Raw genomic sequence first — 14,075 nt, 5'->3', positions numbered from 1 at the left:
GCCTTGCTCCCACAGATAAATCCCTTGCCGCAATGACTCAAGCATCAGCCAGGGCTTGGTGATTTTGCAATGAAAAAGCCCTGATCGTTCGATCAGGGCTTTTTTTGTGCCGCGCCTACCGCTCAATCACAACCCATTGGCTGCCTTGAACTCACGACGACGACGGTGCAGCACCGGCTCGGTGTAGCCGTTAGGCTGCTTCGTGCCTTCGATCACCAACTCGACCGCCGCCTGGAAGGCGATGTTGCGGTCGAAGTCTGGTGCCAGCGGACGGTACAGCGGGTCGCTGGCGTTCTGGCGGTCGACCACCGGCGCCATGCGCTTGAGGCTTTCCATCACCTGGTCTTGGGTGACGATGCCATGGCGCAGCCAGTTGGCGATGTGCTGGCTGGAGATACGCAGCGTCGCACGGTCTTCCATCAGGCCGATGTCGTTGATGTCCGGCACCTTGGAGCAGCCCACGCCCTGGTCGATCCAGCGCACCACGTAGCCAAGGATGCCCTGGGCATTGTTGTCCAGTTCATTCTTGATCTGCTCCGGTGTCCAGTTCGGGTTGACGGCCAGCGGGATGGTCAGGATGTCGTCCACCGATGCACGCGCGCGCTTGGCCAGCTCGGCCTGGCGGGCGAACACGTCGACCTTGTGGTAATGCAGCGCGTGCAGGGCCGCGGCGGTCGGCGAGGGAACCCATGCGGTGTTGGCGCCGGCCAGCGGATGAGCGATTTTCTGTTCGAGCATCGCCGCCATCAGGTCCGGCATCGCCCACATGCCCTTGCCGATTTGCGCACGGCCTTGCAGGCCGGTGCTCAAACCGATGTCGACGTTCCAGTTCTCATACGCGCCGATCCACTTCTCGGCTTTCATGTCGGCCTTGCGCACCATCGGGCCGGCTTCCATGGAGGTGTGGATTTCGTCGCCGGTACGGTCGAGGAAGCCGGTGTTGATGAACACCACGCGCTCGCTGGCGGCCTTGATGCAGGCCTTGAGGTTGACCGTGGTACGGCGCTCCTCGTCCATGATCCCGACCTTGAGGGTGTTGCGCGGCAGGTTCAGCACGTCCTCGACGCGACCGAACAGCTCGTTGGTGAACGCGGCTTCTTCCGGGCCGTGCATCTTCGGCTTGACGATGTACACCGAGCCGGTGCGGCTGTTGCGACGGCTGGTGTTGCCGTTGAGGCTGTGGATCGCTGCCAGGCTGGTGATCAGGCCGTCGAGGATGCCTTCCGGCACTTCGTTGCCGTGCTTGTCCAGGATCGCGTCGATGGTCATCAGGTGGCCGACGTTACGCACGAACAACAGCGAGCGGCCGTGCAGGGTCACGCTCGAACCGTCGACGGCGGTGTAGACACGGTCGGGGTTCATGGTGCGGGTGAACGTCTGGCCGCCTTTGGCGACCTCTTCAGCCAGGTCGCCTTTCATCAGGCCGAGCCAGTTGCGGTAGATCACCACTTTGTCATCGGCATCGACGGCGGCGACCGAGTCTTCGCAGTCCATGATGGTGGTCAGCGCAGCTTCCATCAGGATGTCTTTGACGCCGGCGGCGTCGGTCTGGCCAACCGGGGTGCTGGCATCGATCTGGATTTCGAAGTGCAGGCCGTTGTGTTTCAACAGCACGGTGGTCGGTGCCGAGGCATCGCCCTGGAAGCCGATCAACTGGGCATCGGCACGCAGGCCGCTGTTGCTGCCGCCCTTGAGGGTGACCACCAGTTTGCCGTCGACGATTTTGTAAGCGGTGGAGTCGACATGGGAGCCGGCCGCCAGGGGCGCGGCTTCGTCGAGGAAGGCACGGGCGAAGGCGATGACCTTGTCGCCGCGGACCTTGTTGTAGCCTTTGCCTTTTTCCGCGCCATCGGCTTCGCTGATGGCATCGGTGCCGTACAGCGCGTCATACAGCGAACCCCAGCGGGCGTTCGATGCGTTGAGGGCGAAGCGGGCGTTCATCACCGGCACCACCAACTGCGGGCCGGCCATGCGGGCGATTTCGTCATCGACGTTTTGGGTCGTAGCCTGGAAATCCGCCGCTTCTGGCAGCAGGTATCCAATGTCTTGCAGGAAGGCTTTGTAAGCCACGGCGTCGTGGGCCTGGCCGGCACGGGCCTGGTGCCAGGCATCGATCCGCGCCTGGAAATCATCGCGTTTGGCGAGTAGGGCTTTGTTCTTCGGCGCCAGGTCGTGGATGACCTTGTCGGCACCGGCCCAGAACGCGTCGGCGGTGAGGCCGGTTCCGGGAATGGCTTCGTTATTCACGAAGTCGAACAGGACTTTGGCGACCTGCAGGCCACCGACTTGAACGTGTTCAGTCATTGCTTGCCTCACTCTGCTCAGCTATTTCGCTTTTCAGCTCTTCGATTTTGACAATGAAGCCTCGGGCCATTTAAAGCACAAACCCCGGAACCAGTACATGCCATCGCTGGCGGCTGGGTGGCAAGCCTTGCTGACGGGGCTTTTCAGGGATGCGACTGCGCCTTAAGCAGACATCGGTACAACGTTATGTAGTGCTCGCTGCGGCATACTACATGATCAATTACGGTTGTGAAAATTAGACTAATTGCGTCGTTCCGCGACCGACTAAAGTGTTACGGTCACGTCGGGACACGGGATGTTCTCAAAAAATAGATGGATTGTTCCAGATAAATCTTAAGGTTTGTACACGATATGCCTGGTTTCATCCTGTGGGAGCAGAGCTTGCTCGCGATACAGGCGCCTCGGCTTCAGAGGGATCGAGTTGTTTTCATCGCGAGCAAGCTTTGCTCCCACAGGGGTGAGGTATAAATTCCCAGGTCCACAGTCTGCTCGCAGATCAGCTGCCTATACTGTCCGTTCCACAACAAGAGGACTGCGCCATGGACCACCTCGTCATCACTGTTTTCGCCCCGGACAAGCCCGGGCAGGTCGAGCGCATTGCCGATTGCATCGCCGAGCATGGTGGTAACTGGCTGGAAAGCCGCATGTCGCGCCTGGCTGGGCAGTTTGCCGGGATCCTGCGAATCGGCGCCCCCGCCGAGGTCCATGAGGAACTGATCGAAGCCTTGCAGGGGCTATCGACTCACGACATCCGCGTGTTGATCGCTGAAAGCGCCCTTGAGGAGTCCTGCACCTGGAAACCCATCACCATGGAGTTGGTGGGCAACGACCGTCCCGGCATCGTGCGGGATATCACCCGGCTGTTGAGCGAGCAGGGCGTCAATGTCGAGCGTCTGGTGACCTACGTCCGGCCGGCGCCGATGAGCAGCGAGCTGCTGTTCCACGCCGAAGCGATCCTGGGGGTGCCGTTGACCCTGTCGCTGGAGACGTTGCAGGAACGCCTGGAGACCCTGGCCGATGAGTTGATGGTGGAGCTCAATCTCAGCGACGAAGCGTGACGAAGGTTATCCAAGGAAAAACTGCGCCTGCCTGTGGATAACCTGTAGAGACCCGGCTCCAGCCCAGGCTCGCCGGGGCTTAGCGGTCGATGATCAAAAAATCACCAGTTTTCAAGGGCTTGTGCACAAACGGCGGGGATCACGCTGTGGATAACCTTGGGAAGGATAAGCGCAGGCCACGCCAGACGTGGCCTGTAGAGGTTTGTGCGTTTTTTGATCAGCTGCGCCGACGCATGCTGATCACGGCATCGACGCTGTACACCGCCAGCCCGGCCCAGATAAACAGGAACGCCACCAGTGTGCTGGACGACAGGTGCTCGCCGAACAGCATCACGGCGAGCAGCAGCACCAGCGTCGGCGCGATGTACTGGAGAAAACCGATGGTGGTGTAGGGCAAATGCCGTGTTGCGGCGTTGAAACACACCAATGGCACCAGCGTCACGGGGCCGGCCGCCACCAGCCACCAGGCTTCGGAGGTGGTCCAGAATGCCGCCTGGGCACTGGTGGCCGTGGGATTGAACAGCAACCAGGCGATGGCGATCGGCACCAGCATCCAGGTTTCCACCACCAGCCCCGGCAATGCCTTGACCGGTGCCTGCTTGCGGATCAACCCGTAGAAGCCGAAGGTCAGCGCCAGCACCAGTGACACCCACGGCAGGCTGCCCACTTGCCAGACCTGCTGCGCCACACCGACCGCCGCCAACCCCACCGCCAGCCATTGCATGCGGCGCAGGCGCTCGCCGAGGATCAACATGCCCAGCAATACGTTCACGAGCGGGTTGATGTAGTAACCCAGGCTGGCTTCGAGCATGCGCTCGTTGTTCACCGCCCAGACGTAGGTCAGCCAGTTGGCTGCGATCAGTGTCCCGCTCAGGGCGAGGATCGCCAGGCGCTGTGGGTTGTCCCGCAGTTCGCGCCACCAGCCCGGGTGTTTCCAGACCATCAGCAACGCCGCGCCGAACAAGGCCGACCACAGTACCCGGTGGATGATGATTTCCACCGACGGCACGCTGGCGATGGCCTTGAAGTAGATCGGGAACAGACCCCAGATGATGTAGGCACTCAGGCCCAGGATGTACCCGCGACGCGGGTTGGCGGCTTGCATGCAGAATCCTTGCTTAGGCAGCTAACAAAGGAGTGATTGTAAGGAGATTTGTCTGGTTGTGCTGTGAACCTTTGTAAGGGTTTCACCGCAAACCTTGTGTGGGAGCGAGCTTGCTCGCGATAGCGGTGTGTCAGTCGACAGAGGTGTCGAATGTTCGATCGCCATCGCGAGCAAGCTCGCTCCCACAGGGGGACCAGCAGTAGGGTCAGAACAGCTTCAACGGCTCTTCATTGAGCGCTGCCAATTGCTCGCGCAATGCCAGCACCTGGTCGCCCCAATAGCGTTCGCTGCCGAACCACGGGAAGCTGCGCGGGAACGCCGGGTCGTCCCAACGCCGCGCCAGCCAGGCGCTGTAGTGCATCAGGCGCAGTGCCCGCAGTGGCTCGATCAGCGCCAGTTCACGCGGGTCGAAGTCGTGGAACTCACGGTAGCCGTCCATCAGTTCCGACAATTGCCCCAGGCATTCCTGGCGATCGCCGGCGAGCATCATCCACAAGTCCTGCACCGCTGGGCCCATGCGGCAGTCGTCCAGGTCGACGATGTGGAACACCTCGTCGCGGCACATCATGTTGCCCGGGTGGCAATCGCCGTGCATGCGGATGTTCTGGTGGGGCGTGGCGGCGTAGACCTCTTCGACGCGCTTGAGCAGGTCCCGGGCGACCGACTCGTAGGCCGGCAGCAGGCTACGAGGGACGAAGCCGCTTGCCAGCACGGTGGCCAGTGAATCGTGGCCGAAGTTCTTCACGCCCAGGGCTTCACGATGTTCGAACGGACGGGTTGCCCCGACTGCGTGCAGGCGCCCGAGCAATTGTCCCAGGCGATAGAGCTGATCGAGGTTGCCCGGCTCCGGTGCACGGCCGCCGCGACGAGGGAACAGGGTGAAACGAAACCCGGCGTGTTCGTGCAGGCTGGTGCCGTTGTGGATCAGCGGCGCGACCACGGGCACTTCGTATTCGGCCAGTTCGAAGGTAAAGCTGTGCTCTTCCAGGATCGCTTCGTTGGTCCAGCGCTGGGGCCGATAGAACTTGGCGATCAGCGGCTCGGAATCTTCGATGCCGACCTGATAGACGCGGTTCTCATAGCTGTTGAGGGCCAACACGCGGGCGTCGCTGAGGAAACCGATGCTTTCAACGGCATCGAGTACCAGGTCGGGCGTGAGGGTTTCAAACGGATGGGACATGCTGACTCCTGCGCAGCGGCAGGGCTGCCGCGTCCGGCCCAGCATGGTAGCGCAGACAGAGGCAGATAGGTGGTGGCTGTGCTGAAGCTATCGCGAGCAAGCTCGCTCCCACACGGATAGTCGGATCCACTGTGGGAGCGAGCTTGCTCGCGATGGGGCCCGATCAGGCGCCGATGACCCCGCCATCCTCACGGGTAATCACCATCACCGAAGACCGTGGCTTGCCGTTGGGCAAGTGTTCAGGGAAGGTCGAGCCGCCGTTTTCCCCTGGATGCTGGATCCCGACGAACAAGGCCTTCTGGTCTGGCGCGAAACTGATCCCGGTCACTTCGCAGCCCACCGGCCCGACCATGAAGCGGCGGATTTCGCCACTGTTGGGGTCGGCGCAGAGCATCTGGTTGTTGCCCATGCCGGCGAAGTCCCCAGCGTTGCTGGAGTCACCGTCGGTGAGGATCCACAACCGGCCAGCCTTGTCGAAGCCCAGGCCATCGGGGCTGTTGAACATGTTCTGTGGGGTGATGTTGGACGACCCGGCTTTCGGCGTGCCGGCGTGTACCGTCGGGTTGCCGGCGACCACGAACAGGTCCCAGTCGAAGGTCTTTGACGCGTGGTCGTCGCGGTCGGTGCGCCAGCGCAGGATCTGCCCGTAGACGTTCTTGGCCCGAGGGTTTGGCCCGTCTACCGGTTGGCCGTCTTCGCCACGCTTGGAGTTGTTGGTCAGGGTGCAATAGACCTGACCGTCTTTCGGGCTGACCACGATCCACTCAGGGCGGTCCATGCGGGTGGCGCCCACGGCACTGGCGGCCAGGCGCGCATGGATCAGCACTTCGGCCTGGTCGGCAAAGCCGCTGCTGGCGTCGAGGCCGTTCTTGCCGTGGGTCAACTCGATCCACTGGCCCTTGCCTTTGGGGTGGTCCGGGTTGCCGTCGCCGGCATCGAAGCGCGCCACGTACAAGGTGCCATGGTCCAGCAAGTTGCGGTTGGCCTGGGCATTGCGCGGGTTGATGCGCTCGCGGCTGACGAATTTGTAGATGAACTCACCGCGTTCATCATCGCCCATGTACACCACGGCGCGACCGTCATTGGTCTGCGCCAGGGCGGCGTTTTCGTGTTTGAAACGGCCCAGGGCGGTGCGTTTCACCGGTGTGGATTGCGGATCGAACGGGTCGATTTCCACCACCCAGCCGTGGCGATTGAGCTCGTTGGGGTTCTTTGCCAGGTCGAAGCGCGGATCGTACAGGTGCCAGTTGATCTCGCGGCTGGTGACGGTGGCGCCATAGCGTTTTTGCGCTTCATCGAACTGCAAGTCGGACTTGCTGCTGCCGAAGCAGTCGGTGAAGTTTTCTTCGCAGGTCAGGTACGTGCCCCATGGCGTCATGCCGTTAGCGCAGTTCTGGAACGTGCCCAATACTTTCTTGCCGCTCTTGTCGGCACTGGTTTTCAGCAGGTCGTGACCGGCGGCCGGGCCGCGCAGGCGAATCGGCGTGTTGCCGTGGATCCTGCGGTTGTAGCGCGATTCCTGGACGAACTGCCACTGGCCGCGACGACGCTGGACCTCGATCACTGACACCCCTTCGCTGGCCTGGGCCTTGTGCACGTCTTCGGCCGATTGCGGCTGGCCGCCGTGGGGGAAGAGGTAGCGGTAGTTGGTGTATTCGTTGTTGATCGCCATCAGCGCCCGGTTGTTGTCGCCGGGGAACGGGAACAGGCTCATGCCGTCGTTGTTGTCGCCGAACTGCACTTCCTGTGCGCGGGCGGTGCCGTTGCCACTGGGGTCGAAGGCCGGTGCATTTTTCTGCAGCGGCTGGCCCCAACTGATCAGCACCGAGGATTTGTAGCCTGGCGGCAACGTGATGGTGTCGGCCGTGGCGGCGGCGATGCTGTTGAAACCCAGCAGGCGGTTGTTGCCTTCGCTCACGGCGGCGGCCAGGACGCTGCGGCTCAGCAGGTTGCCGCCCAGGAACATCGCCGCACCGCACAGGGCGCCGGCGCTGATGAAGCTGCGCCGGCTCAGGCCGACGATCTTTTCCAGGTCGGTGGATTGGTTTTCTTCTAATAGGCTCATCTCAGGCTCCCTGCTGGTTTTGGCAGTCACCTTAAAGCGGGTCGATGAAGCTTTTGTTGCAGCACGCTACAGCGGTGTGCCGAGCAGTACATTTGTCGCTGAAAACGTCACTTGTACGGGGGAGCCGGCTTCCAGATTCTGCTTCAGCAACTGACGCGGGTCGGCCAGGGCGCACAGCGTCTGACCGTTGGGCAGGCTGATGCGCACTTCGCTGGGGCCGTCTTTGGCGGCGTCGACCTGTTCGATCATGCCGCGCAGCGTATTGATCCCCGGTTTTTCCGCTTGCTCGACAGGGTGCAATTCCAGCCAGCCAGCCTTGATCAGCGCCACCACGTCGGTGCCGACATCCAGCTCCAGGCGCAGCGTGCTGTCGTGGGTGATCTGGGCTTCGATGACCAGGCCCCGGGCCAGCTCCAGGCGTACCCGGTCGTTGTGCCCCTGGGCCTCGATGCCCAGGACCTTGCCATGCAATTGATTACGGGCGCTGGTGCGCAGCATCAGGCGACTGAGCAGGCCCAGGTCGCCGGCGTCCTCGCTTGCTTCCAACAGTTGCGTCTGCAGTGCTTGCAGGCGCAGATACAGGCGCAGCACGCGTTGGCCTTCCTCCGACAACTTGGCGCCGCCACCGCCCTTGCCGCCAACACTGCGCTCCACCAACGGTTGGTCCGCCAGGTTGTTCAACTCATCGATGGCATCCCACGCCGCCTTGTAGCTCAGGCCCGCGCTCTTGGCGGCGCGGGTGATCGAGCCTTGTTCGGCGATGTGCTGTAGCAGGGCGATGCGTTGTGGTCGCCGAACGATGTGCTGGGTCAGAAGCGTGGGCAAGGACATGACGGAAAACTGCGTGCAAAGGTCGATGAGCGGACGTTGGCGCCTTGGGCGCGGCCCGTCAAGCCGACTCTCCGGGTTTCGGCGTGCGCGCCAGGCAGTACACATCGACCCGCGCAGCGCCGGCGTCGAGCAGCAGGGCAGCCAGTGCCTGGGCGGTGGCGCCCGTGGTGAGCACGTCGTCGACCAACGCCAAGTGACGGTTGTGCAACGCAGCCTGGGGCGCGAGGGCAAAGGCCTGGCGCAGGTTTCGCCGCCGAGCCCTGGCATCGAGGGTCTGTTGGGCGGGGGTGTCCTGGGTGCGTCGCAGCAGGTTCTCTTCGCAAGGGATCGCCAACGGCCCACTGAGCCAGCGGGCCAGCAGCGCTGCCTGGTTGAAACCGCGCTGGCGCAAACGGCGGGTCGCCAGTGGCACCGATACCAGTGCGTCGGGCCGTTCCAGCCCTTCGTCGAAATGATGTTGCAGCGACTGCGCCAGCAGTTCGCCCAGCAGCCGGCCCAGGGGCCATTTCGCCTGATGCTTGAAACGGGTGATCAGGCTGTCCACCGGGAAGTCGTAGGCCCAGGGCGCCAGGACCCGTTCGAAGGCCGGCGGTCGCGAGGTGCATTGTCCGCACCGCAATCCGGCCATGGGCAGCGGCAAGGCGCAGACGCTGCATTGATCACCGAGCCAGGGCAGCTCGCTTTCACAGGGGGTGCAGATAGGCTGCGGCGTATCGGTGCTTTCGTCGCACAGCAGGCAAAATTGTTTATTTTTTAACCAGATGTAAACCGGTCCTTTGTATCGTGGTTGACAGCGCATGACTCTTCCTTAAATATGCCGAACATCCGTGTCGCGCCTGTGGGTATTCCATGCCCCAGGCGCCAGCCAAGCATAATCAAGGAAATGCCCATGAGCGCCAGCACCACTGCCAACCTGCGTCATGACTGGTCTTTGGCCGAAGTCAAAGCACTCTTCGTCCAGCCATTCAATGACCTGCTGTTCCAGGCGCAGACCGTGCACCGCGCGCACTTCGACGCCAATCGCGTCCAGGTTTCCACGTTGCTGTCGATCAAGACCGGCGCGTGCCCGGAAGATTGCAAATATTGTCCGCAGTCCGGTCACTACAACACCGGCCTGGATAAAGAGAAATTGCTCGAAGTGCAGAAAGTCCTCGAAGAGGCTGCACGGGCCAAGGCCATCGGTTCGACCCGTTTCTGCATGGGCGCGGCCTGGAAGCATCCGTCGGCCAAGGACATGCCGTATGTGCTGGAAATGGTCAAGGGTGTGAAGGCCATGGGGCTGGAAACCTGCATGACCCTGGGCCGCCTCGACCAGGAACAGACCGAAGCGCTGGCCCAGGCCGGCCTGGACTACTACAACCACAACCTTGACACCTCGCCGGAGTTCTACGGCAGCATCATCACCACCCGCACCTACAGCGAGCGCCTGCAAACCCTGGCCTATGTACGTGATTCGGGGATGAAGATCTGCTCCGGCGGCATCCTCGGCATGGGCGAGTCCCTGGACGACCGCGCGAACCTGCTGATCCAACTGGCGAACCTGCCGGAGCACCCGGAATCGGTGCCGATCAACATGTTGGTCAAAGTCGCCGGCACGCCGTTGGAGAATGCCGAGGACGTCGATCCATTCGATTTCATCCGCATGCTCGCCGTGGCGCGGATCATGATGCCCCAGTCCCATGTGCGCCTGTCCGCCGGCCGTGAAGCGATGAACGAGCAAATGCAGTCCCTGGCGTTCCTGGCCGGTGCGAACTCGATTTTCTACGGCGACAAGCTGTTGACCACCGCCAACCCGCAAGCCGACAAGGACATGCAGTTGTTCGCACGCCTGGGCATCCAGCCCGAAGCCCGCGAAGAACATGCCGACGAAGTGCACCAGGCGGCGATTGAACAGGCGCTGGTGGAGCAGAAGAGCAGCGAGCAGTTCTATAACGCCGCTGTTTGAGTTGACGCAAACCAAGGGTGGGAGCGGGCTTTGTGGGAGCAAAGCTTGCTCGCGATGAACGATAACGCGGTCCTGCTATAGACCGCGATGCCTTCATCGCGAGCAAGCTTGGCTCCCACAAAAGCCGGCTCCCACAGGGGATTTCATCCCGTCTCAAATAAGTAGTTCACCCCGAGGCCTGCATGCCCTTCGATCTCGCCGCACGCCTGGCTGCCCGTCGTGCCGACAACCTCTATCGCCAGCGCCCGCTGCTCGAAAGCCCGCAGGGCCCGGAAGTGGTGGTGGACGGCCAGCCGTTGCTGGCGTTCTGCAACAACGATTACCTGGGCCTGGCCAATCACCCGCAAGTGATCGAAGCCTGGCGCGCCGGGGCGCTCCGTTGGGGTGTCGGTGGTGGCGCCTCCCATTTGGTGATCGGCCACAGCAGTCCTCATCACGCCCTGGAGGAAGCCTTGGCCGACCTGACCGGCCGTCCACGGGCGTTGCTGTTCACCACCGGCTACATGGCCAACCTCGGCGCGGTCACCGCGCTGGTGGGGCAGGGCGACACGGTGCTGGAAGACCGCCTCAACCATGCTTCGCTGCTCGATGCCGGGCTGTTGTCCGGTGCGCGTTTCAACCGTTACCTGCACAACGATGCCCAGAGTTTGGCCAGCCGCCTGGAGAAAGCCACCGGCAATACCCTGGTGGTCACCGACGGCGTGTTCAGCATGGACGGCGACATTGCCGACCTGCCGGCCCTGGCCCGTGAAGCCAAGGCCAAGGGCGCCTGGCTGATGGTCGACGATGCCCACGGCTTCGGTCCACTGGGGGCCCATGGCGGCGGTATCGTCGAGCATTTTGGCTTGAGCCAGGATGACGTGCCGGTGCTGGTGGGCACCCTGGGCAAGGCCTTTGGCACCGCCGGGGCTTTTGTCGCCGGCAGTGAAGAACTGATCGAAAGCCTGATCCAGTTCGCTCGCCCCTACATCTACACCACCAGCCAACCGCCGGCCCTGGCCTGCGCCACGCTCAAGAGCCTTGAGCTGCTGCGCAGCGAGCATTGGCGGCGCGAGCACTTGCAGGTACTGATTCGTCAGTTCCGCCACGGCGCCGAGCAGATCGGCCTGCAATTGATGGACAGCTTCACGCCGATCCAGCCGATCCTGATTGGCGATGCGGGACGGGCCATGCGTTTGTCGCAAATGCTGCGTGAGCGCGGGCTGATGGTTACGGCGATCCGCCCACCCACCGTACCGGCCGGCAGCGCCCGTTTGCGCGTAACACTGACCGCCGCCCACAGCGAGGCTCAGGTGCAGCTGTTGTTGAATGCACTGGCCGAGTGTTTTGCCCTGTTGGGACCGGAGCCAAGCGATGCGTGATCGACTGATATTGCTGCCGGGCTGGGGCTTGGGCGTTTCACCGCTGGAGCCGCTGGCAGCGGCGTTGCAAGGGCTCGACGAACACTTGCGGGTGGAAATCGAACCGTTGCCGGCGCTGCTATCGAACGATCCGGATGAATGGCTCGAAGAATTGGACGCCACCGTGCCCCAGGACGCCTGGCTGGGCGGTTGGTCCCTCGGCGGCATGCTGGCCTCGGCGCTGGCGGCGCGTCGGGGTGAGCGCTGCTGCGGCTTGCTGACCCTGGCGAGCAATCCGTCCTTTGTCGCCCATGAGCAATGGCCGAGCGCGATGGATGGAGAAACCTTCGATGGTTTTCTCGCCGGCTGTGCGGCCGACCCACGCCAGACCCTCAAGCGCTTCAGTTTGTTGTGTGCCCAGGGCTGCAGCGACCCACGCGGGTTGTCGCGGTTGTTGTTGGCCGGGGCGCCGAGTACTTCACCCGAGGTCTTGATGGCTGGGCTTGAAGTGCTGGCGCAACTGGACACACGCGCCGCGTTGCAGCGCTTTCGCGGCCCGCAACTGCATTTGTTTGCCGGGCTTGACGCCCTGGTACCGGCCGAAGCCGCGGGTGAATTGCTGGTCTTGCTGCCGGATGTCGAAATCGGCCTGATCGAACAGGCCGGCCACGGATTCCTTCTGGAGGACCCGCACGGTGTCGCGGCGGCGATCCAGGCTTTTTTGCATGAGTCCTGTGATGACTGATCTGTCTCTTCCCCCATTGCCCGGTGCCTTGCCCGACAAGCGCCAGGTAGCGGCTTCGTTTTCCCGTGCAGCGACCAGTTACGACAGCGTGGCCGAACTGCAACGTGACGTGGGCCAGCAATTGCTCGGGCGCTTGCCGTCCTCATTCATGCCGCAACGTTGGTTGGACCTGGGCTGCGGCACTGGCTATTTCACCCGGGCGCTGGGCGCGCGTTTCGGTGAGACAAACGGATTGGCCCTGGATATCGCCGAAGGCATGCTCAACCATGCTCGCCCACAAGGTGGCGCGGCACATTTTGTCGCTGGTGATGCTGAGCGGTTGCCTTTGCAAGCGGCGAGCTGTGACCTGGTGTTCTCCAGCCTGGCGGTGCAGTGGTGTGCGGATTTTACCGCGGTGCTGAGCGAGGCCCATCGTGTGTTGAAACCGGGTGGGGTGTTTGCCTTCACCAGCCTCTGCGTAGGCACTTTGTACGAATTGCGCGACAGTTGGCGTCAGGTGGATGGCTTGGTACACGTCAACCGTTTCCGTGGGTTCGAGACGTATCAACACCTTTGCACGGACAGTGGGCTGAATGTCGTCAGTCTGGAAAACCGTCCCCATGTGTTGCATTACCCCGACGTGCGCAGTCTGACTCACGAATTGAAAGCCTTGGGCGCCCACAATCTGAACCCCGGTCGCCCCGGCGGCTTGACCGGCAGGGCGCGGATCCTGGCGCTGGTTGAAGCCTATGAGCAGTTTCGTCAGGCGCAGGGACTGCCGGCGACTTACCAGGTGGTCTACGCCGTTTTGGAGAAACCGCTATGAGCCAGGCCTATTTCATTGCCGGCACTGACACCGACGTGGGCAAGACCACCGTCGCGGCAGGCCTGCTGCACGCCGCGCGACAGGCCGGTATGAGCACCGCCGCCGGCAAGCCCGTGGCCTCCGGTTGCGAGGTCACGCCCAAGGGCCTGCGCAATGCCGATGCCCTGGCGCTGCTGGCCGAGTGTTCGGTGCCGCTTGAGTATGCCCAGGTCAATCCGCTGGCATTCGAGCCGGCCATTGCGCCGCACCTGGCCGCCCGGGAAGCCGGTGTGGCGCTGACGGTGCAATCCTTGCTGGGGCCGATGCGTGAGGTGCTGGCCTTGGAGGCCGATTTCACCTTGATAGAGGGCGCGGGCGGCTGGCGTGTGCCGTTGGCCAATCAGGATAATCTTTCGGACCTGGCAATGGCCCTGGGCCTGCCGGTGATCCTGGTGGTGGGCGTGCGCCTGGGGTGCATCAGCCATGCGCTGCTGACCGCCGAGGCCATCGCCCGGGACGGTCTGCAACTGGCCGGTTGGGTGGCGAATATCATCGACCCCAAGACCTCGCGCCTGGAAGAAAACCTCGCCACCCTGGCCGAACGCCTCCCGGCGCCTTGCCTGGGGCGAGTACCGAGGGTCAAAGGCATCACTGCCGATATCGTGGCTGCGCATCTGCACCTGGATCTGCTGGATTAATCATCCAAGGGAAGGTTTTC

The 14,075-nt window shown here is 62.7% G+C and carries 12 protein-coding genes; 6 read left to right on the top strand and 6 right to left on the bottom strand.

Features of this window, described 5'->3' with window-relative positions; genetic code table 11:
- Nucleotides 1-126: 126 nt before the first annotated feature.
- Complete coding sequence (locus tag AB4Z20_RS12315) at nt 127-2,304, bottom strand: malate synthase G (RefSeq protein WP_442089989.1); 2,178 nt, start codon at nt 2,302-2,304, stop codon at nt 127-129.
- A 539-nt stretch (nt 2,305-2,843) separates the two neighbouring features.
- On the opposite strand from AB4Z20_RS12315, the gene AB4Z20_RS12310 reads away from it, so the two are divergent.
- Complete coding sequence (locus AB4Z20_RS12310; RefSeq protein WP_253470013.1) at nt 2,844-3,362, top strand: glycine cleavage system protein R; 519 nt, start codon at nt 2,844-2,846, stop codon at nt 3,360-3,362.
- A gap of 217 nt (nt 3,363-3,579) precedes the next feature.
- Here AB4Z20_RS12310 and rarD read toward each other — a convergent pair whose 3' ends face one another.
- The 5 genes from rarD to AB4Z20_RS12285 form a co-directional block, all read right to left on the bottom strand.
- A complete protein-coding gene (gene rarD, locus AB4Z20_RS12305; RefSeq protein WP_014340554.1) occupies nt 3,580-4,467 on the bottom strand; it encodes an EamA family transporter RarD in 888 nt (295 codons plus the stop codon).
- A 205-nt stretch (nt 4,468-4,672) separates the two neighbouring features.
- Nucleotides 4,673-5,647 (bottom strand): serine/threonine protein kinase, encoded by a 975-nt coding sequence (locus AB4Z20_RS12300; protein WP_003206247.1) that lies wholly within the window; start codon nt 5,645-5,647, stop codon nt 4,673-4,675.
- 163 nt (nt 5,648-5,810) lie between these two features.
- The gene (locus AB4Z20_RS12295) at nt 5,811-7,712 is read right to left on the bottom strand and encodes a PhoX family protein (protein ID WP_214509882.1); all 1,902 of its coding nucleotides are present in this window, start codon (nt 7,710-7,712) and stop codon (nt 5,811-5,813) included.
- Between the two features lie 66 nt (nt 7,713-7,778).
- Nucleotides 7,779-8,543, bottom strand: a complete 765-nt coding sequence (locus AB4Z20_RS12290; protein ID WP_442089986.1) for a TOBE domain-containing protein — start codon at nt 8,541-8,543, stop codon at nt 7,779-7,781.
- 58 nt (nt 8,544-8,601) lie between these two features.
- On the bottom strand, nt 8,602-9,342 hold the full coding sequence (locus AB4Z20_RS12285) for a double zinc ribbon domain-containing protein (RefSeq protein WP_442089984.1): 741 nt from the start codon (nt 9,340-9,342) through the stop codon (nt 8,602-8,604).
- Between the two features lie 90 nt (nt 9,343-9,432).
- Between AB4Z20_RS12285 and bioB the strand changes: the two genes are divergently transcribed.
- The 5 genes from bioB (at nt 9,433) to bioD (ending at nt 14,055) form a co-directional block, all read left to right on the top strand.
- Complete coding sequence (gene bioB, locus AB4Z20_RS12280) at nt 9,433-10,488, top strand: biotin synthase BioB (protein WP_063324077.1); 1,056 nt, start codon at nt 9,433-9,435, stop codon at nt 10,486-10,488.
- A 182-nt stretch (nt 10,489-10,670) separates the two neighbouring features.
- Nucleotides 10,671-11,849: an 8-amino-7-oxononanoate synthase gene (gene bioF, locus AB4Z20_RS12275; protein WP_253469998.1), complete on the top strand. Its 1,179-nt coding sequence runs from the start codon at nt 10,671-10,673 to the stop codon at nt 11,847-11,849.
- Nucleotides 11,842-12,573, top strand: a complete 732-nt coding sequence (locus AB4Z20_RS12270) for an alpha/beta fold hydrolase (RefSeq protein WP_442089981.1) — start codon at nt 11,842-11,844, stop codon at nt 12,571-12,573. The genes bioF and AB4Z20_RS12270 overlap by 8 nt, the downstream gene beginning before the upstream one ends.
- Nucleotides 12,566-13,378 carry a malonyl-ACP O-methyltransferase BioC gene (gene bioC / locus AB4Z20_RS12265; protein WP_442089979.1) on the top strand — a complete coding sequence of 271 codons (813 nt, stop codon included), beginning with the start codon at nt 12,566-12,568 and terminating at the stop codon, nt 13,376-13,378. Before AB4Z20_RS12270 ends, bioC begins: the two co-directional genes overlap by 8 nt.
- A complete protein-coding gene (gene bioD / locus AB4Z20_RS12260; RefSeq protein ID WP_253469991.1) occupies nt 13,375-14,055 on the top strand; it encodes a dethiobiotin synthase in 681 nt (226 codons plus the stop codon). The genes bioC and bioD overlap by 4 nt, the downstream gene beginning before the upstream one ends.
- Nucleotides 14,056-14,075 lie beyond the last annotated feature (20 nt).

It is taken from the genome of Pseudomonas sp. KB_12, assembly GCF_052114545.1.
In the GTDB taxonomy this organism is placed as follows: domain Bacteria; phylum Pseudomonadota; class Gammaproteobacteria; order Pseudomonadales; family Pseudomonadaceae; genus Aquipseudomonas; species Aquipseudomonas brassicacearum.
The sequence above is the reverse complement of the archived record's forward strand: the minus strand, read 5'-3'. Positions and strand labels throughout refer to the sequence as shown.